This window comes from Mycobacterium parmense (assembly GCF_010730575.1).
Taxonomy (GTDB): Bacteria; Actinomycetota; Actinomycetes; order Mycobacteriales; family Mycobacteriaceae; genus Mycobacterium; species Mycobacterium parmense.
This window is the reverse complement of sequence record NZ_AP022614.1, coordinates 640,398-659,078: the sequence shown is the minus strand read 5'-3', so window position 1 is coordinate 659,078 and position 18,681 is coordinate 640,398. Positions and strand designations below refer to the sequence as shown.

The window sequence follows — 18,681 nt, the reverse complement described above, 5'->3', positions numbered from 1 at the left end:
GAACCGCTCGCCGATCAGGCCCAGCTGGAGCCGACGGCCGAGTCGGTGCTCGACATGTTGCTGCCGGCGGTCTGAACCTTCTGGCCGTGCGAGTTGGCCTGCTCGTAGATCACCTGGAAGTTGCGGCCCAGCTGAGTGATGAACTCCTGGCAGGCCACCGAACCGGCGCCACCCCAGAAGTCACCGGCGGCCAGCACATCGCGAACGATGGACTGGTGCTCGGCCTCCAGCGAAGCCGCCTGCGCGCGAATCGTGGCGCCGTGGGCGTCCACATCGCCGAACGAGTAATTGATGGTCATGACATTTCTCCTTAAAAGTTTCGAGGGACCGGCGACTAGCTGCCGAGGATCTGCTGAGAAGCCTGCTCTTGCTGCTCGTAGTTGCTGGCGTCGCGGATCAACCCGTCACGCACGCCGTGCAGCATGTTCACGATGTTGCGGAAGGCCTGGTTGACCTGGCCCATGGTGTCATACGACGTCGCCTGAGCCTGGCCGCTCCAGCCGGCACCGGCGATGTTCATCGACGACGCCCACATCTTGCGGGCCTCGTCCTCGACGGTCTGCGCGTGGGTCTCGAAACGCCCCGCCATCGCCCGCATCTCGTGCGGGTCAGTCATAAAGCGTGTTGCCATTTTGGCTATCTCCTTCTGGGATGTTTACCTGGATTTGTCACAGATTGACTCTGTGAGTGCCGGCTGCGGAGCTACCGAAGCCGCCGCTCACGCGTGGAACACCGACAGCCTCCCCCTTGCCTAACCGGCCGCCGGAGAATGCGGTACCACTTTGTTCGTCCGCGGAATGTCGAAGCGGGGTTCGGCTTCGCCTTCCCACCCGCCCCATTCGTTCCACTGGCCAAGGTCATCCACGGAGTCTGCAGCTTCCGTGGTGATCAGGCCAGGGACAGCTTGGTCAGCGGCACCGGCATCCTCCCCAGGCTCCGGTGCCCAATGGTTATAGTCATCCGGCGGCACGGCTACGCCCCAGCTGAGCGGAACCGTTAAGCCACCGAGCATTCCCGACTCGCCCCGAACTGCCGCCACCGAATCGTCCGGCAACGGCGAACCAAGCGGTAGAAGCACGTTGCCCCCTTCCACAGCCGATCTGTAACACTCGGGCTCGGCAGCGAATGGAAAAACCACCGAGCACTCCGAATCGTAAGGCAATCTCGGCGACAATGTTCGGGAAATTACCGATTTCAGTTCCGCCGAGTGAAGGCCCGGGCCCGCCGGCGCCGGGAAGGCGTGACGCTTCGCGCAGAGCCGCGACGAGCTCCAGTCATGCGACTGCCACGCGCCTCCTGCGGGGCGCGTGGCAGTTCGGCAGAGTCTCCCGGTCGGGGGGTTTATCCGATGCCGGTGCGCGGGATCACGGCGGGGCGCGACTGCACGACGTGGTTGGGGCTTGCGCCACCACGACCGAGCATGCCGCCGGGCATGCCGCCGGCGGCCGCACCCATACCACCCATGGGCATCGGCATCATCGGCATGCCGCCGGTGGGCGCGGCCGCGGCCGCGGTTCCGGGCATGCCTTCCATGCCGGCCATCGCGGCGCTGACCATGCGGGTCGGCGCGGAGCCCTGCCAGGTGGGCGGCACCGACATCGCCCCCACCAGCCGGGCCTTGCCCAGGCCCGCCGCGGCGTTGCCCAGGCCGCCGACCCCGCCGCCGAGGCCACCGACCTTCGGCACGACGTTGTCGACGAACTTCGGGCCGGCGGCGGCAGCCGAGGTGGCGTCCGCCAGCGCGGGGGTGCCGTGCATGCCGGCCTGGGCCGCCATCATGATCGGCGACATCATCATGCTCGCCGGGTACATCCCGATCTGGGCCACCGACGACAGCGACGACAGCGGCACGGCGTTGGCCAGGCCCGCGACCGGAGCCATCGCACCGGCCACCGCCCCCTGCACGACACCTATCGGGGCGGCGATCGCACCGCTGACCGCCGCCATCGGAGCGGCCAGCGCGGACCCGGCCGAGGACGCCACGCCGGCGGCCTGCGACGCCAGCCCCGCCAGCGGCGCCGACAGCAGGCTGCCGAGGCCCGCAAGGCTCACCGGCGGCAGGCTGAATGCCGGCAGCGTCGCCGCCACCGACATCGCGCCCGCGTGGTAGCCGACCATCGCGGCGATGTCCTGGGCCCACATCTCCATGTACTCGAACTCGGTCATGAAGATCGCGGGCGTGTTCTGGCCGAGGATGTTCGTCGCGATCAGCGTCATCAACTGGGTCCGGTTGGCGATCACCGCCGGCGTGGGCACCGTGCCCGCCAGCGCCGACTCGAACGCGGTGGCCGCCGCCCGGGCCTGACTCGCCGCCGCTTCGGCCTGTCCTGCCGCCGCGCCCAACCACCCGACGTACGGCGCGGCCGCGGCCGCCATCGACATCGACGCCGGGCCGGACCACGCACCACTGGTCAGTCCGGTGATCACCGAGTTGAACGACGAGGCGGCGCCCGACAGATCCGCGGCCAGCCCGTCCCATGCCGACGCCGCCGCGAACAGCGGTCCCGACCCCGCACCCCCGAAAATCAGCGCCGAGTTGATCTCCGGCGGAAAGAAAAAGAAGCCTGGAACAGTCATCGCAACCCCAACACGTCCAGCCGCTCGTACGGCTCCGTCAACCACAACCCGACAACGACTCGCGGGGACAGCGACTCCGCCCACCGCGACCGCTTGAGCTTAAGGCACCGCCGCCCCAAAAATCCCTGCTTTGGCCAAATGTTTCCCTGCGATCCGATCGCCCAGCGCCGCGCGCAGCGGCGTGGGTGAAACCACGGGACAGGTGGCTGAAGAACCCGCGCATACGGCAACGATGCCGGTACCGCGGTGTGGCACCGGCCGCGTGGCCGACTTATGCCCGACTCGTGCGCGGCGAACGCGTTTGCCGGCCGAGGTGGTCAACAGCCCTTGAGCCGCGTCGCCAGATAGTCGCAGACCGCGTCCATCGCGATCCGCTCCTGCGTCATCTTGTCGCGCTCTCGCACGGTGACGGAGCCGTCCTCGAGAGAGTCGAAGTCCACCGTCACGCAGAAGGGCGTACCGACCTCGTCTTGGCGCCGGTAGCGGCGGCCGATGGCTCCCGCGTCGTCGAAATCGATGTTCCAGCATCTGCGCAACTCGGCGGCCAGGTCACGCGCCTTCGGGCTCAGGTCGGCGTGCCGGGACAGCGGCAACACCGCGGCCTTGACGGGCGCCAGCCGGGGGTCCAGCCGCAGCACCGTGCGTTTGTCCATGCCGCCCTTGGCATTCGGGGCCTCGTCCTCGGTGTAGGCATCGATCAAAAACGCCATGAACGACCGCGTCAGGCCGGCGGCCGGTTCGATGACGTATGGCGTGTACCGCGTGTCGGTGGCCTGGTCGTAGAACGACAGGTCGACCCCGGAATGCTTGGCGTGCGTGGACAAGTCGAAGTCGGTGCGGTTGGCCACGCCCTCCAGCTCGCCCCAGGGGTTCCCGGCGAAGCCGAACTTGTACTCGATGTCGACGGTGCGGTCGGAGTAGTGCGACAGCTTGTCGGCGGGGTGTTCGTAGAGGCGCAGATTCTCCGGGTCGATCCCCAGCTCGACGTACCACTGCAGCCGCGTGTCGATCCAGTACTGGTGCCATTCCTTCGCTGTCGACGGCTCGACGAAGAACTCCATTTCCATTTGCTCGAATTCTCGCGTCCGGAAAATGAAGTTGCCGGGCGTGATTTCGTTGCGGAAGCTCTTCCCGATCTGCCCGATGCCGAACGGCGGTTTTCTGCGCGCCGTCGTCATCACGTTGGCAAAGTTGACGAAGATGCCCTGCGCGGTCTCGGGACGCAGATAGTGCAGTCCCTCCTCGGTCTCGATCGGCCCGAGGTAGGTCTTGAGCATCATGTTGAATTCGCGCGGCTCGGTCCACTGCCCAGGCTCGCCCGTCTCGGGGTCCCGGATGTCGGCCAGACCGTTGGGCGGCGGGTGTCCGTGCTTGGCCTCGTAGGCCTCGATGAGGTGGTCGGCGCGATAACGCTTGTGCGTGATCAGCGACTCGACCAGCGGGTCGTGGAAGACCTCGACGTGGCCGGACGCCACCCACACCTGCCGGGGCAGGATGATCGAGGAGTCGAGCCCCACCACGTCGTCGCGGCCGGTGACCACCGAGCGCCACCACTGCCGCTTGATGTTCTCCTTGAGTTCCACGCCCAGCGGCCCGTAGTCCCAGGCCGAGCGGGTTCCGCCGTAGATCTCGCCCGAGGGGAATACGAAGCCGCGCCGTTTGGCCAGGTTGACTACGGTATCGATGACGGACGCCACAGGCGGGTGCACTCACTTTCCGGATCGGGGACCAACACACACGACGCTCGACGGCTGTGTGCGCGAAGCACTAGACATCGTAACGACGACCACCCCGGTCTTTGACATGCGTCATCGTGCATGTGACAGTGGATGTCACTACCCGGCTCTCCTCGAGGTGATGACTTTCTCCCATGGCGGTTTCCCCCTCGACGTCCCCCTCCGCGTCCTCCCCCGCCGACGGCGACGTCAGCTCGGACCTGGGCATGGCCCACGAGCACACCCGCGCCGGGTCCGCGGCACCGGCCGCGGACTACCCTGTGCCGCCGCCGCGGGACATCCTCGAGGCGGCCGGCGAACTGCTGCGGGCGCTGGCCGCGCCGGTGCGGATCGCCCTAGTGCTGCAGTTGCGCGAATCGCAGCGCTGCGTGCATGAACTCGTCGACGCGCTCGGGGTGCCGCAGCCACTGGTCAGTCAGCACCTGAAGATCCTGAAGGCGGCCGGCGTCGTCACCGGCGAACGGTCCGGGCGCGAGGTGTTGTACAGGTTGGCCGACCACCACCTTGCGCACATCGTCGTCGACGCCGTCGCCCACGCCGGCGAGGACACCCCGTGACCGGCGCCAGCGTGCGCTCGACCCGCCAGCGGGCGGCCATCGCCACGCTGATGGAGACGCTCGACGACTTCCGCTCCGCGCAGGAACTGCACGACGAGCTGCGCCGCCGCGGCGAGAACATCGGGCTGACCACCGTCTACCGGACCCTGCAGTCGATGGCGGCGGCCGGCATGGTCGACACGCTGCGCACCGACACGGGCGAGTCGGTGTACCGCCGGTGCTCCGAGCAACATCACCACCACCTGGTGTGCCGGCACTGCGGTTGCACCGTCGAGGTGGGCGACCACGAGGTCGAGGAGTGGGCCGCCGAGATCGCCGCCAAGCACGGTTTCTCCGACGTCAGCCACACGATCGAGATCTTCGGCACCTGCTCGGACTGCGGGCCCTGACGCGGATTCGCGAGTGCGCGGCGGGCCGCTCGCCGGTAACTCAGCCGATCAGCAGGCGGCGGATCTGCGCGCCGCTGTCCAGCACCAGCAGGATCAGGGTGCGCAGGGCATCGTCGGTCAGGCCGGCGCCGGGAAAGTTGTAGCGCAGCATCACGTCGGCGGTCTTGGCGGCGTTTCTGCCCGAATTGCGCTGGGCCGCTTTCTCGCTCACCTTCTCCAGCAGCGTCAGGCTGCCGAAGTTGAGCTCGCGCGCCTGCTTGGCCACCAGGTCGCCGACCTTCTTGGTCAGCGGCAGGTCCCAGGCCACGACCTGCGTGAGCGACACCAGATCGAGGTTCTCGGCGATGTTCACCACGCGCAACGAGGCGAACGTGGCGTCGTGACGCACCGTGACGGCGCCGTCGGGCTCCTCCTCGACCGCGAGCACCTCACGCAGTATCGACGGCAAACGCTCCTGCAGCGACGGCATCACGCACTCCCGAATCGTCTGCTACGCGAGGCGTATTCCTCGCAGGCCGCCCACAGGTCGCGGCGGTCGTAGTCGGGCCACAGAGTGTCCTGGAAGATGTACTCGGCGTACGCCGCCTGCCACAGCATGAAATTGCTGGAGCGCTGCTCCCCCGACGTGCGCAGCAACAGGTCCACGTCCGGGATGTCGGGCCGCTGCAGATGCCCGGCGATGGTCGCCTCGGTGATCCGGTCGGGGTTGAGCTTGCCCGCCTGGACAAGCCGGGCGATGTCCCTTGCGGCCTCGGCTATTTCGGTGCGGCCGCCATAGTTCACGCAGTAGTTGACGGTGACGACGTCGTTGTCGCGCGTCATGTCCTCCGCGATCGCCAGCTCGTTGATGACGCTGCGCCACAGGCGCGGCCGCGAACCCACCCAGCGGATTCGCACGCCGAGCGTGTTCAGGTTCTCCCGGCGCAAGCGCACCACGTCGCGGTTGAAACCCATCAGGAAGCGCACCTCCTCGGGTGACCGCTTCCAGTTCTCGGTGGAGAAGGCGTACAGGCTCAGCCATTTGATCCCGAGTTCGATTGCACCGCAGACGATGTCGATCACCACCGCCTCGCCCGCCTTGTGTCCCTCGGTGCGGGGCAGCCCCCGCTGGGTCGCCCAGCGGCCGTTGCCGTCCATCACGATCGCGACGTGCGCGGGCAACCGGTCGGCCGGAATTCGCGGGGCCGCGGCCTTCGACGGGTGCTGCGGCGGGCGACAGGGCCCACCGTCGGGCGACGGGGGTAGCTGCGGAAAGACGACGGGCCAGGTCGACTTGTCGGGAAAGACGGGATAGTCGTCGGGCGCGGGCGGCAACTGCGGGAAGCCGGCCGACTTGCTCCGAGGCTTAGCCACAGGCCTCATCCTGCCCGATCAGCGCTGCGCGCCGTTCGGCGATGGTGCGGTCGACGTGATACGTGCGCTCTACCAGTGGCAACGTCTTGAGCTGCCGTTCGAGGTGCCACTGCAGGTGCGCGGCCACCAATCCGCTGGCGTAATTGCGGTGCGCCTGCGGAGCGTCGTCGGCGAACTCCCAGTCGCCGTCGTGCAGGGCCGTCATCAGATCGAGCACGCCCGGCGGCGGCGTGGTCGAACCGGCCGGCCGGCAGTGCGGGCAGACGCTGCCCCCGGCGCCGACGTGAAAGGCCCGATGCGGGCCGGGTGTGGCGCACCGGGCGCACTCGTTCAACGCCGGCGCCCATCCGGCGATGCCCATGGCGCGCAGCAGGTAGGCGTCCAGCAGGAGGTCGCGGGACCGCTGCCCGTCGGCCACCGCGCGCAGCGCGCTCACAGTGAGCCGGTGCAGCGCCGGGGCGGGCGCCCGCTCCTCTCCGGCGAGGCGTTCGGCGGTCTCCAGCATCGCGCATCCGCAGGTGTACCGGCCGTAGTCGTCGACGATGTCGGCGGCGAACGCGTCGATCGAGACCACCTGGGTGACGATGTCGAGATTGCGGCCGGGATGCAGTTGAACGTCGATGTAGGCAAACGGCTCGAGCCGCGACCCGAATTTGCTGCGGGTGCGGCGAACGCCTTTCGCCACCGCCCGGACCAGCCCGTGCTCACGGGTCAGCAGGGTGACGATCCTGTCGGCTTCGCCGAGCTTGTGCTGGCGCAAGACAACTGCCCGGTCTCGATACAGCCGCATCTGGATAGTTTCGCACCCCGCCGCGACATCGCGGGTATCCGCGCCGTTAGTCTTCTGACCCGTGGTTGGCGCTTCGGGGTCCGGTTTCGGGTCCCCTCCCGGGTCCGGCAGCCAGCGCCTGCCGACGCTGACTGACCTGCTGTACCAGCTCGCCAGCCGCGCCGTGACGTCCGACACACTGGTGCGTCGTTCGCTGCACGCGATCAACACCAGCCAGTCCACGCTCAATGCCTTCCGGGTGGTGCTCACCGAGTCGGCGCTGGCCGACGCGGCCGCGGCCGACCGGCGCCGCGCCGCCGGGGACACGTCCCCGTTGCTGGGCATCCCGATCGCGGTCAAAGACGACGTCGACGTCGCGGGGGTGCCGACCGCGTTCGGCTGCGACGGCCACGTGCCGCCCGCCACCCAGGACGCCGAGGTGGTTCGCCGCCTGAAGGCGGCCGGCGCGGTGATCGTGGGCAAGACCAACACGTGCGAACTGGGTCAGTGGCCGTTCACCAGCGGCCCCGGCTTCGGGCACACCCACAATCCGTGGTCGCGCCGTCACACGCCGGGCGGATCGTCGGGCGGCAGCGCGGTCGCGGTGGCCGCCGGCCTGGTCACCGCGGCCATCGGCTCCGACGGCGCCGGCAGCGTGCGCATCCCCGCCGCGTGGACCCACCTGGTGGGCATCAAGCCGCAGCGCGGGCGCATCTCCACCTGGCCGCTGGCCGAATCGTTCAACGGCCTGACCGTCAACGGGGTGCTGGCGCGCACGGTGGCCGACGCCGCGCTGGTGCTCGACGCGGCGTCGGGCAATGTCGAGGGCGACCGGCACCGGCCGCCACCGCTGACCGCCTCCGATTACGTCGGCATCGCCCCCGGCCCACTGAACATCGCGCTGTCGACCCGTTTCCCGTACACCGGCTTTCGCGCCAAGCTGCATCCGGAGATCCTGGCGGCGACCCGGGCGGTCGGCAGCCAACTCGAACTGCTGGGCCACAACGTGGTGCGGGGCAATCCGGATTACGGCTTCCGGTTGTCGTGGGACTTCCTGGCCCGGTCCACCGCGGGCCTGCGCGACTGGGAGCAGCGACTGGGCGACGGGGTCGTCCTGGATCCCCGGACGGTATCCAACCTGCGCCTGGGTCACGTGCTGGGTGAGGCGATCCTGCGCAGCGCCCGCAACCACGAAACGACCGCCCAGCGCAGGGTGGGCTCGATCTTCGACATCGTCGACGTGGTGCTGGCGCCCACCACCGCGCAACCCCCGCCGCTGGCGCGCTCCTTCGACCGGTTGGGCAGCTACGGCACCGACCGGGCCATGATCGCCGCGTGCCCCGCCACCTGGCCGTGGAACGTGCTGGGCTGGCCGTCCATCAACGTGCCCGCGGGGTTCACCTCCGAGGGCCTGCCGATCGGTGTGCAGCTGATGGGCCCGGCCAACAGCGAGGGCATGTTGATCTCGCTGGCCGCCGAGCTGGAGGCCGTGTGTGGCTGGGCGAGCAAGCAGCCCAGAATGTGGTGGAACCAGAACTCCGGCTCTGACGCCTAGGCCCCGGCCGGCCGCCACCGAACCGGTGCGGTGGTGCGGCTCGAGGGATTGAGCGCGCCGGACTCTTCGCTCGTAAGGGCTTCTGCGTCAGAACCCGAGACGTCCGAGCTGTTTGGGGTCGCTCTGCCAGTTCTTAGCGACCTTGACGCGAAGGTCGAGGTAGACCTTGGTGCCCAGCAGCTTCTCGATCTGCCCGCGCGCCGCGGTGCCGACTTCCCGCAGGCGCGCGCCCCCTTTGCCGATGACGATGCCCTTCTGGCTGTCCCGCTCGACGTAGAGCAGCGCGTGCACGTCGATCAGGTCGTCACGGTCCTCGCGCGGGTTGACCTCGTCGATCACCACCGCCAGCGAGTGCGGGAGCTCGTCGCGCACTCCCTCGAGCGCGGCCTCCCGGATGAGCTCGGCCATCAGCACCTCCTCCGGTTCGTCGGTCAGCTCACCGTCGGGATAGTAGGCCGGACCGGGGGGCAACGCCGCCGCCAGCACATCGATGAGCACGTCGACCTGCTGCCCGGCCAGCGCCGACACCGGCACGATCTCGGCGCCGGGACCGACCAGCTCGCTGACGGCGACCAACTGCGCGGCCACCCGGTCCTTGGGCACCTTGTCGATCTTGGTGACGACCGCGACCAGCGTCGTCTTCGGCGCGGTGGAACGGATCTGCTCGACGATCCACCGGTCCCCCGGACCGATGGACTCGTCGGCCGGGATGCACAGGCCGATCACGTCGACCTCGGTGTAGGTGTCGCGCACGAGGTCGTTGAGCCGCTTGCCCAGCAAGGTCCGCGGGCGGTGCAGTCCGGGCGTGTCGACCAGGATGATCTGGAAGTCGGGCCGGTGCACGATCCCGCGGATGGTGTGTCGCGTGGTCTGCGGGCGCTTCGAGGTGATGGCGACCTTGGTGCCCACCAGCGCATTGGTCAAGGTCGACTTTCCGGTGTTGGGCCTGCCTACCAAACAGACGAAACCCGAACGGAATTCAGCCATGCTGGCCCATCGTCGAACGTGCACTCACCGCGAACTTTTCGCGATTTTTTCGCAACGGGTGCACGTTCGGCGTAACGGCGGGGCTCCCTGCGCCGCCACCAACCTCGGCGCGGGCCATCTCAGCCCGTGCCCGCATCCGGGGTTTGGTGTTCTCGCCAATTGACCCCTCAGTCATGGTGTTTGGGTTCCCCATTCGTCGACTCGTCGTCGTCGGCGGGGCTGAGTAGCACGGTGCCGACGCGCACCCGGCCCCGATGGTCCGTGCCGCCCTCGGCGTGCAGGCGCAGGCCGTGGAATATCACCTCGGCGCCGGGCAGCGGCACCCGGCCCAACTCGAGGGCGAGCAGACCGCCCACGGTGTCGACGTCGAGGTCGTCGTCGAACTCCAGGCCGTAGAGCTCGCCGACGTCTTCGATCGGCAGCCGCGCGGAAACCCGGAACCGCTTGTCGCCCAAGTCTTCCACCGGCGCAGTTTCGGCCTGGTCGTACTCGTCGGCGATCTCTCCGACGATCTCTTCCAGCACGTCCTCGATGCTGACCAGGCCTGCTATCGCGCCGTACTCGTCGACCAGCAGGGCCATGTGGATGCGGTCGCGCTGCATCTCGCGCAGCAGGGTGTCCAGCGGCTTGGAGTCGGGGACGAACACCGCCGGGCGCATCACCTGGGCCACCGTGGTGGACCGGCCGCGATCCGGCGAGGTGAACGCTTGCTGAACAAGGTCTTTGAGGTACACCACCCCGACGATGTCGTCGACGTTCTCGCCGATGACGGGGATGCGGGAATGGCCGCTGCGCACGGCGAGGTTCATCGCCTGGCTGGCGAGCTTGTCGCTTTCGATCCAGATCATCTCGGTGCGAGGCACCATCACCTCACGGGCCGGGGTGTCGCCGAGTTCGAAGACCGACTCGATCATGCGGCGCTCGTCGGCCGCCACGACGCCACGCTGCTGAGCCAGGTCGACGACTTCGCGCAGCTCGATCTCGGAGGCGAAGGGCCCGTTGCGTAAAGCCCGGCCCGGCGTCAGGGCGTTGCCGAGCACCACCAGCAGCCGGCTCAGCGGCATCAGCAACCACGAGACCAGCCGCAACGGCAGCGCCGTCGTCAGCGCTATGGAGTACGCGTGCTGGCGCCCCAGGGTGCGCGGGCCCACCCCCATCACGACGAAGCTGGTGACAACCATGATCGCCGCCGCACCGAACAGCGCCCAGTTCAGCCCGAAATTGTCGTAGAGAAAGAGCACCAACAGGACCGTCGCGGTCACTTCGCACGTAATACGCAGCAGCACAACCAGATTGATGTAGCGCGGACGTTCGTTCATCACCTTCGACAGCGACACCGCGCCGGGCCGCTCGTCGCGGACAAGTTCCTGAACGCGAGCCAGCGACACCGTGCTCACGGCGGCGTCGATGGCCGCCAGCAACCCGCCGAGAGCGATCAGCGCGATTGCGCCCAGCAGCCAGGACAGACCGCTCAATTGTCGAAATACCTTGACTTGTCCAGCAATTGACGGTCTCGCTGCTCTTGGCGGTCCTGCCGGTAAGCCTCGACCTGTTCGGCGACCCATTCCTCGAGCAGACGGTCCTGCAGGGCGAACATCTCCTTCTCCTCGTCCGGTTCGCCGTGGTCGTAACCGAGCAGGTGCAGCACCCCGTGCACGGTCAGCAGCGCCAACTCGTGTCCCAGGCTGTGGCCGGCCGCGGACGCCTGCTGGGCGGCGAATTCCGGGCACAACACGATGTCGCCCAGCATCGACGGCCCGGGCTCGGGGGCGTCGGGGCGGCCGCCCGGCTCGAGCTCGTCCATGGGGAAGCTCATCACGTCCGTGGGCCCGGGCAGGTCCATCCAGCGCATGTGCAGGTCGGCCATGGCCGCGGTGTCCAACAGCACCATGGACAGCTCGGCCGCGGGGTTGACGTCCATCTTCGCGATGACGAACCGCGCGACGCTGACCAGTTCCGCTTCGGAGACGTCGATGCCGGACTCGTTGGAGACTTCGATGCTCATAAGCTCACCGCACCATCATCGGCGACTGCGTGACCCCGACGCGCGCCGGGCCGCCCGGTTCATCGCCAGGTCGGGCTCCTCGAACTTCGCGTAGGCGTCGACGATCTCGGAGACCAGGCGGTGGCGCACCACGTCGACACTCGTCAGCTCCGCGATGTGAATGTCGTCGACACCGTCGAGGATCTCCATCGCCGACCGCAGCCCGGACCTGGCGCCACCCGGCAGGTCGACCTGCGTGATGTCCCCGGTGACGACGATCTTCGACCCGAAGCCGAGCCGCGTGAGGAACATCTTCATCTGCTCGGCGGTCGTGTTCTGCGCCTCGTCGAGCACGATGAACGCCGAATTCAGCGTCCGCCCCCGCATGTACGCCAGGGGCGCCACCTCGATGACACCGGCGGTCATCAGCTTGGGGATCAGCTCGGGATCCATCATGTCGTACAGCGCGTCGTACAGCGGCCGCAGGTAGGGGTCGATCTTCTCGCTCAGGGTGCCCGGCAGAAAGCCAAGGCGCTCACCGGCTTCCACGGCCGGCCGGGTCAAGATGATCCGAGTCACCTGTTTGGTCTGCAGCGCGCTGACCGCCTTGGCCATGGCCAGATACGTCTTGCCGGTGCCGGCCGGGCCGACCCCGAAGACGATGGTGTTGGCGTCGATGGCGTCGACGTAGCGCTTCTGGTTCAGCGTCTTGGGCCGGATGGTCTTGCCGCGACGCGACAGGATGTCCAGGGTGAGGACCTCGGCCGGCGATTCGTTGTCGGTGCCGGCCAGCATGCCGACGCTGTGGCGCACCACGTCCGGCGTCAACGGCTGACCACCGGCCACGATCGCGACCAGCTCGGAGATCGCCCGCTCGGCGAGCGCCACGTCGGCCGGCGCACCGGAGACGGTGACCGTATTGCCGCGCACGTGCAGGTCGGCGGCAAGGTCGCGCTCCAAGGCCCGCAGGTTCTCGTCGGCAGAACCCAACAAGCCCACGACGACATCGGGCGGAACATCGATGCTGCTGCGAACCGGAGCAGCGCTGGTGTCGCTTGGCGTCACGTGGTTTCCGATGCCTGCCTTCTCATGTATTGCGATATTCGCCGGGTGAAAGTTCCCGAAAGCCAGTCTAGCGCTGGTCAGGACCGTGACCCAACCGTTCGTTCGCGCCGTGTTCGCCGCCGGCGCCCTGATCCCACCGCGCGGTGAGCACGCCGAGCGCCCCCAGGGCCACGGCCGCGGCGGTCGAGGTGCGCAGCACCTGCGGGCCCAGCCGCACCGCCGCGGCGCCCGCGTCGGTCAGCGCGGCGATCTCGTCGGGGGCGATGCCGCCCTCGGGGCCCACGACAAGGACCAGCGAATCCGCCTCTGCTACGAGGGCATCTGCGAGGCCGGCGGTCGCCGACTCGTGCAAGGCCAGCACCGCCGCGCCGGCCGCGACCTCGTCGCGGACCCGCCGGGTCAGCTGCGCGGTGGACAGCACGCCGTCCACGGGCGGGATGTGCGCCCGCCGGGATTGCCGGGCCGCGGAGCGGGCGACCGCGCGCCAACGGCGCAAACCCTTCTCGACGCGGGCCCCGTGCCAATTCGCCATGCAGCGCCCCGCCTGCCAGGCCACAAACGCATCGGCGCCCGCCTCGGTAGCCAGTTCGATCGCCAACTCGGAGCGCTCCGACTTGGGCAGTGCCTGCACCACCGTCACCCTCGGCCGGCCTGCCGGCACGGTCCAGCGCCGGAGTACCCGCGCCCGCAGCCCGTCCCGCCCCGCCTGCTCGACCCCGCAGTGGGCGAGGGTGCCGGCGCCGTCACCGAGCATCAATTCCTCGCCGGGACGGATCCGGCGCACGGTGGCCGCGTGGAAGCCCTCCTCGCCGTCCACGACGGCCAGCGAGCCTTCGTCGGGCACCGCGTCGACGTAGAACAGCGCCGCCACCATCGGTTTCTCCTACCGGGCCGCTGGGGCCCAGCGACTCAGCGGCCGGTGAAGGTCTCGCGCAACCGGCTGAACAGGCCGCCGCCGTTGTGCGCCGTCGAACGGACCTCGGGTACGTCGCGGCTGCGGCGGGCCTTGAGCTCGCGCAGCAGTTCGGCGTCGTGGTGGTCCAGCCGGGCGGGCACCACCACCTCGACGTGGACGTGCAGATCGCCGCGTGTGCCCGACCGCAGCTGCGGCATCCCGTGGCCGCGCAGCGTGATCACCGAACCCGGCTGCGTGCCAGGCGGAATCGTGATGTCGCTGATGCCGTCCAGGATGGCGTCGACGGTGACCGTGGCGCCCAGCGCCGCGTCGACCATCGGCACCGAGACCGTGCAGTGCAGGTCGTCGCCCTCGCGGACGAAGATGTCGTGGGCCTGTTCGTGCACCTCGACGTACAGGTCGCCGGCCGGCCCTCCCCCGGGCCCCACCTCGCCCTGGGCCGCCAGCCGGACGCGCATGCCGTCGCCGACGCCGGCGGGGATCTTCACGCTGATCTCGCGGCGGGCGCGCACCCGGCCGTCGCCCATGCACTGGTGGCACGGGTCGGGGATGACCACCCCGACGCCGCGGCAGGTCGGACAGGGCCGCGAGGTCACCATCTGCCCCAGCAGCGAGCGCTGGACCGTCTGTACCTCGCCGCGGCCGCCACAGGTGTCACACGGGACCGGGGCGGAATCGCCGTTGGTGCCCTTGCCCTGGCAGCGGTCGCACAGCACCGCGGTGTCGACGGTGACCTGCTTGGTGACCCCGGTGGCGCACTCCTCGAGATCCAGCCGCATCCGCAGCAGCGAGTCCGAGCCCGGCCGCACCCGGCCGATCGGGCCCCGGGAGGTGGAACCACCGCTGAAGCCGCCGCCGAAGAAGGCCTCGAACACATCACCCAGGCCGCCGAAGCCGCCGAAGCCGGCGCCGGCCGCGGCGGCGTTCTCGAGCGGGTCGCCGCCCAGGTCGACGATCCGGCGCTTCTCCGGATCGCTGAGCACCTCGTAGGCGGCGCTGATCTCCTTGAACTTCGCCTGCGCGGCCTCGTCGGGGTTGACGTCGGGATGCAGTTCGCGGGCCAGCTTGCGGTAGGCGCGCTTGATCTCCGTGTCGCTGGCGTTCCTGCTCACGCCGAGCAGCCCGTAATAGTCGCGTGCCACGCCTGACCTTTCTTTGAGCCGCGTTTCAGTTCTCTCGGGCGCTCATCGAGCACCCAAGACTTCGCCGATGTAGAGAGCAACCGCCGCGACGCTGGCGATAGTTCCCGGATAGTCCATCCGCGTGGGCCCCAGCACACCCATGCCGCCGTAGACGGTGCCGGTGGTGCCGTAGGCGGTGGACACCATCGCGGCGCCGGCGATCTGCTGGGCCTCGGTCTCGTGACCGATGCGCACCGTCACCTTGCCGGCCTCCTGCTGGGCCGCCAGCAAACGGAGCACCACGACCTGCTCCTCGAGCGCCTCCAGGATGGAGCGCAGCGATCCGCCGAAGTCGGCGGCGTTGCGGGTCAGGTTGGCGGTGCCGCCCATCAACAGCCGCTCCTCGGTGTGCTCCACCAGCGTCTCCAGCAACACCGTCGCGCACCGGCCCACCGCGTGGCTCAGCCCGTCCCCACCGCGCAGCTGCCCCGCCAGGTCGGCCACCGCGACCGAGGCCGCCGGCAGCTTCTTGCCCACCAGCGCCTGGCCGAGCATCTCGCGCAACTGGGAGAGCTGGTGGTCGTCGATGACGTCGCCGAGTTCGACGACGCGCTGGTCCACGCGGCCCGAGTCGGTGATGACGACCATCAGCAGCCGGGCCGGGGTCAGCGCGATGACCTCCAGGTGGCGGACGGTGGACGACGACAGCGTCGGGTACTGGACGACCGCCACCTGACGGGTCAGCTGGGCCAGCAACCGCACCGCGCGGCGCAACACGTCGTCGAGGTCGACGCCGGACTCCAAAAAGCCCTGGATGGCGCGCCGCTCGGCCGACGACAGGGGCTTGACGTCGTCGAGCCGGTCGACGAACTCCCGGTAGCCCTTCTCGGTGGGGACCCGCCCCGAGCTGGTGTGCGGCTGGGTGATGTAGCCCTCGGCCTCCAGCACCGCCATGTCGTTGCGGATCGTGGCCGACGAAACCCCGAGATTGTGGCGCTCCACCAGGGTTTTCGAGCCGATCGGTTCCTTGGTTGCGACGAAGTCGGCGACGATGGCGCGCAACACCTCGAAGCGACGGTCGTCGGCACTTCCCATTTGTGGTCACCTCCTCGACACCGCTACGACGGGGTTCATTTTACGGGTCGAAGGGAGTGCTCAGCGCCACCAGCAGGCGCTCGGCGGGAGCCTCCGGCAATTTCCGGGCTAGCCTGTCCAGCATGAATTCGTCGGACCCGGCCGACGCTGCGCGGAAGGTCCGCCAATGATCTTCAAGGGTGTGCGGGAGGGCAAGCCCTACCCCGAGCATGGACTGTCCTACAAAGAATGGTCCCAGATACCGCCCCAGCAAATCCGGCTCGACGAGTTGGTGACCACCACCACGGTCCTGGCGCTGGATCGACTCCTGTCCGAGGACTCCACCTTCTACGGCGACCTGTTCCCGCACGCGGTGCGGTGGCAGGGCACCACCTACCTCGAGGACGGCCTGCACCGGGCCGTGCGCGCGGCGCTGCGGAACCGCACGGTGTTGCACGCCCGGGTGTTCGACATGGACCTGCCGCTGAGCCCGCAGACGTAGTCGCCACTTCGCGGGCGGTCACATCCGGGCGTCGCCACGTGTCGAGGGGGTGACAAACCCGTCGCGACTCGACAGGAGGACCGCCATGTCCCGGCTGAAAGGGGTGTCCGACCGCGAGGCCGGCCCGGGCGCCAGAATCGCCTTCTTCTTCACCCGGCGCAAGCTGGCGCAGATGACCGGGCTCGAAACCGCCGACATGCTCGAACCCCTGCGGTTGTACGCCCACATCCCGAGGTTGCTCACCGCCTACGGCAGGCTGGAGCAGGCCGAATCCAGGCTGGACGTCCTGAGTCCCCGCCACCGGGCGCTGGCCGAGCTCAAGGCGGCGACGACGGTGCGGTGCGCGTATTGCATCGACCTGGGCTCGCAGATCGCCCGCCGCTGGGGAATCACCGACGAAGAGCTGCTCGGGATGGCCGACTACCGCAACGCGTCGTGCTTCTCCGAGCTGGACAAGCTCATCCTGCGGTACGCCACCGCGGTCAGCCAGACGCCGGTCGAGGTCAGCGACGAGCTCTTCGCGGGGCTGCGGGCCCACTTCGACACCGCGCAGCTGGTGGGCCTCACCCACGTCATCACGCTGGGCAATCTGCGGGCCCGGTTCAACGTGGCGCTCGGCATCGGGTCGTCCGGCTTCTCCGCGGATCGGGTGTGCGCCCTGCCGGAGGGCGGCGGCGCGTGAGTACACCGGTACCGGCGACCTCACTGGCGACGCGTTTCGAGGCGGCCCGACCGAGGCTGAGCGCGCTCGCCTACCGCATGCTGGGCTCGATCGACGACGCCCAGGACGCCGTACAGGAGGCGTGGCTGAGGCTCGCCGCCGCGGAACCCATCGCGAACCTCGACGCCTGGCTGACCACCGTCGTGGCCCGTATCTGCCTGAACACGCTGCGCGCGCGCCGGGGCCGCGAGCAAACCGTCGCGCGCCTGCCCGACCCCATCGTGCAGGCGCCCGGCGAATGCGATCCCGAACACCGAGCGATGCTGGCCGACGCGGTCGGCATGGCGCTGTTCGTCGTCCTGGACACGCTGCCCCCCGCGGAGCGGCTCGCGTTCGTGCTGCACGACGTCTTCACCGTGCCGTTCGACCAGATCGCGGCGATCGTGGACCGGACGCCGCAGGCGGCGCGCAAGCTGGCCAGCCGCGCGCGCCGCCGCATCCGGGACGCCGACCCGACGCCCGACGGCGACATCGCCGCGCAGCGGCAGGCCGTCGACGCCTTCTTTGCCGCGGGCCGCTCCGGCGACTTCCACCGGCTGGTGTCGGTGCTGGATCCCGACGTGGTGTTGCGGGGCGACTTCGGCGGGGCCGCGCCCATGTTCCGGGCCGACGGTGCGCCCTCGGTGGCAAGGGTGGCCGGTAGCTATGCCGGGCCTGAGCGCGAGGTCCGCGCGGCGATCGTCAACGGCGCGGCCGGGGCGTTGGTGCTGGTCGGCGACCACCCCACCGCGATCATGGGATTCGTGGTGCGCGGCGGACGGGTGGCCGCCATCGACGTGCTGGCCGATCCCGCACGCATCTCGCGGATCGACCTGAGCGCGCTGACCGGTTAGTTGGTCGCCGTCGCGGCCTGGATCAGGGCGATCGCGGCGTCGTGCTGCAGCACCCAGTTGCCGCCCTGGTTGACGAACACGAGGTGCTTGGTCACCGGTCCGGCGAACTTCGGACCCCCCACGGCCACGTCGGCCTGGGCCATGTTGGGGCCGGCCGGCGCGATGTTGGTCACCGTGAAGGTCTCCGGGAAGTTGCCGTTCCGGTAGGCCTTTCGCAGGTCGTGGTCGGCGACGTGGCCCTCGTCGGGGGTGATCCCGTTCTCGACCAGGTTGTCCTTGGTCGTGTACGAGACGCCGGGGTCGGTGACCTGGTTGCACAGGTTCGCCAACTGGTCAGGCGTCGGCAACCCCTGCTGTCCCGGCGGCGGGGGCGGCGGGTCCTGGGGCAGGTTCTGCAGGGGCGCCCCAACGGCCGCCAGCTGCACCTGCGCACCCTGCGGTGCGACAGCCGCCGTGGTGACGGCGAAGCCTGCGACGGCGCCGCCGATGACGGCCAATGCCGCCGCTGTTGCTACAGGTCTCACAGTTCCCCCTTCGATGGA

Annotated in this window: 22 protein-coding genes; 6 read left to right on the top strand and 16 right to left on the bottom strand. The window is 69.2% G+C overall.

Annotated features, from left to right (window positions below):
• Positions 1-14: 14 nt before the first annotated feature.
• The 5 genes from G6N48_RS02895 to G6N48_RS02880 form a co-directional block, all read right to left on the bottom strand.
• On the bottom strand, positions 15-299 hold the full coding sequence (locus G6N48_RS02895; RefSeq protein WP_163670778.1) for a WXG100 family type VII secretion target: 285 nt from the start codon (positions 297-299) through the stop codon (positions 15-17).
• A 35-nt stretch (positions 300-334) separates the two neighbouring features.
• Positions 335-631 (bottom strand): WXG100 family type VII secretion target, encoded by a 297-nt coding sequence (locus G6N48_RS02890; RefSeq protein ID WP_163670775.1) that lies wholly within the window; start codon positions 629-631, stop codon positions 335-337.
• Between the two features lie 120 nt (positions 632-751).
• Positions 752-1,078, bottom strand: coding sequence for a hypothetical protein (locus tag G6N48_RS28780; RefSeq protein ID WP_372511376.1), 327 nt, complete (start codon positions 1,076-1,078; stop codon positions 752-754).
• 263 nt (positions 1,079-1,341) lie between these two features.
• Positions 1,342-2,577 carry a PPE family protein gene (locus G6N48_RS02885; protein ID WP_085267516.1) on the bottom strand — a complete coding sequence of 412 codons (1,236 nt, stop codon included), beginning with the start codon at positions 2,575-2,577 and terminating at the stop codon, positions 1,342-1,344.
• Positions 2,578-2,894: 317 nt separating this feature from the next.
• On the bottom strand, positions 2,895-4,286 hold the full coding sequence (locus tag G6N48_RS02880; RefSeq protein WP_085267517.1) for a glycine--tRNA ligase: 1,392 nt from the start codon (positions 4,284-4,286) through the stop codon (positions 2,895-2,897).
• Positions 4,287-4,447: 161 nt separating this feature from the next.
• On the opposite strand from G6N48_RS02880, the gene G6N48_RS02875 reads away from it, so the two are divergent.
• A complete protein-coding gene (locus G6N48_RS02875; protein WP_085267518.1) occupies positions 4,448-4,870 on the top strand; it encodes an ArsR/SmtB family transcription factor in 423 nt (140 codons plus the stop codon).
• A complete protein-coding gene (locus tag G6N48_RS02870; RefSeq protein WP_085267519.1) occupies positions 4,867-5,259 on the top strand; it encodes a Fur family transcriptional regulator in 393 nt (130 codons plus the stop codon). The genes G6N48_RS02875 and G6N48_RS02870 overlap by 4 nt, the downstream gene beginning before the upstream one ends.
• A gap of 40 nt (positions 5,260-5,299) precedes the next feature.
• Here G6N48_RS02870 and G6N48_RS02865 read toward each other — a convergent pair whose 3' ends face one another.
• From G6N48_RS02865 to recO, 3 genes are read right to left on the bottom strand one after another with little or no spacing between them, the layout of a single operon-like run.
• The gene (locus G6N48_RS02865; RefSeq protein WP_085267520.1) at positions 5,300-5,728 is read right to left on the bottom strand and encodes a hypothetical protein; all 429 of its coding nucleotides are present in this window, start codon (positions 5,726-5,728) and stop codon (positions 5,300-5,302) included.
• Complete coding sequence (locus G6N48_RS02860) at positions 5,728-6,621, bottom strand: decaprenyl diphosphate synthase (RefSeq protein ID WP_085267521.1); 894 nt, start codon at positions 6,619-6,621, stop codon at positions 5,728-5,730. Before G6N48_RS02860 ends, G6N48_RS02865 begins: the two co-directional genes overlap by 1 nt.
• A complete protein-coding gene (gene recO / locus G6N48_RS02855) occupies positions 6,605-7,402 on the bottom strand; it encodes a DNA repair protein RecO (RefSeq protein ID WP_085267522.1) in 798 nt (265 codons plus the stop codon). The genes G6N48_RS02860 and recO overlap by 17 nt, the downstream gene beginning before the upstream one ends.
• Before the next feature lie 61 nt (positions 7,403-7,463).
• Here recO and G6N48_RS02850 point away from each other — a divergent pair, with 61 nt between their 5' ends.
• Positions 7,464-8,936: an amidase gene (locus G6N48_RS02850; protein ID WP_085267523.1), complete on the top strand. Its 1,473-nt coding sequence runs from the start codon at positions 7,464-7,466 to the stop codon at positions 8,934-8,936.
• A gap of 87 nt (positions 8,937-9,023) precedes the next feature.
• Here the strand turns inward: G6N48_RS02850 and era are convergent, their stop codons facing one another.
• From era to hrcA, 7 genes are all read right to left on the bottom strand, one after another.
• Entirely contained in the window at positions 9,024-9,923 is a 900-nt protein-coding gene (gene era / locus G6N48_RS02845; RefSeq protein WP_085267524.1) for a GTPase Era, read from the bottom strand.
• A gap of 167 nt (positions 9,924-10,090) precedes the next feature.
• The gene (locus G6N48_RS02840; RefSeq protein WP_085267525.1) at positions 10,091-11,398 is read right to left on the bottom strand and encodes a hemolysin family protein; all 1,308 of its coding nucleotides are present in this window, start codon (positions 11,396-11,398) and stop codon (positions 10,091-10,093) included.
• Positions 11,395-11,928 carry an rRNA maturation RNase YbeY gene (gene ybeY / locus G6N48_RS02835; protein WP_085267526.1) on the bottom strand — a complete coding sequence of 178 codons (534 nt, stop codon included), beginning with the start codon at positions 11,926-11,928 and terminating at the stop codon, positions 11,395-11,397. Before ybeY ends, G6N48_RS02840 begins: the two co-directional genes overlap by 4 nt.
• 15 nt (positions 11,929-11,943) lie before the next feature.
• The gene (locus G6N48_RS02830; protein ID WP_372511371.1) at positions 11,944-12,972 is read right to left on the bottom strand and encodes a PhoH family protein; all 1,029 of its coding nucleotides are present in this window, start codon (positions 12,970-12,972) and stop codon (positions 11,944-11,946) included.
• A gap of 67 nt (positions 12,973-13,039) precedes the next feature.
• Entirely contained in the window at positions 13,040-13,846 is an 807-nt protein-coding gene (locus tag G6N48_RS02825) for a 16S rRNA (uracil(1498)-N(3))-methyltransferase (RefSeq protein ID WP_085267528.1), read from the bottom strand.
• A 35-nt stretch (positions 13,847-13,881) separates the two neighbouring features.
• The gene (dnaJ, locus tag G6N48_RS02820; RefSeq protein ID WP_085267529.1) at positions 13,882-15,030 is read right to left on the bottom strand and encodes a molecular chaperone DnaJ; all 1,149 of its coding nucleotides are present in this window, start codon (positions 15,028-15,030) and stop codon (positions 13,882-13,884) included.
• 42 nt (positions 15,031-15,072) lie between these two features.
• Complete coding sequence (gene hrcA / locus G6N48_RS02815) at positions 15,073-16,104, bottom strand: heat-inducible transcriptional repressor HrcA (protein ID WP_085267530.1); 1,032 nt, start codon at positions 16,102-16,104, stop codon at positions 15,073-15,075.
• A 166-nt stretch (positions 16,105-16,270) separates the two neighbouring features.
• Between hrcA and G6N48_RS02810 the strand changes: the two genes are divergently transcribed.
• The 3 genes from G6N48_RS02810 (at position 16,271) to G6N48_RS02800 (ending at position 18,139) form a co-directional block, all read left to right on the top strand.
• On the top strand, positions 16,271-16,585 hold the full coding sequence (locus G6N48_RS02810; protein ID WP_085267531.1) for a type II toxin-antitoxin system VapB family antitoxin: 315 nt from the start codon (positions 16,271-16,273) through the stop codon (positions 16,583-16,585).
• A gap of 85 nt (positions 16,586-16,670) precedes the next feature.
• Positions 16,671-17,267, top strand: a complete 597-nt coding sequence (locus G6N48_RS02805) for a carboxymuconolactone decarboxylase family protein (RefSeq protein WP_085267532.1) — start codon at positions 16,671-16,673, stop codon at positions 17,265-17,267.
• Positions 17,264-18,139 (top strand): sigma-70 family RNA polymerase sigma factor, encoded by an 876-nt coding sequence (locus tag G6N48_RS02800; RefSeq protein WP_085267546.1) that lies wholly within the window; start codon positions 17,264-17,266, stop codon positions 18,137-18,139. The genes G6N48_RS02805 and G6N48_RS02800 overlap by 4 nt, the downstream gene beginning before the upstream one ends.
• Here G6N48_RS02800 and G6N48_RS02795 read toward each other — a convergent pair.
• Positions 18,136-18,678, bottom strand: a complete 543-nt coding sequence (locus G6N48_RS02795) for a glycoside hydrolase family protein (RefSeq protein WP_179969924.1) — start codon at positions 18,676-18,678, stop codon at positions 18,136-18,138. The genes G6N48_RS02800 and G6N48_RS02795 overlap by 4 nt on opposite strands.
• Positions 18,679-18,681 lie beyond the last annotated feature (3 nt).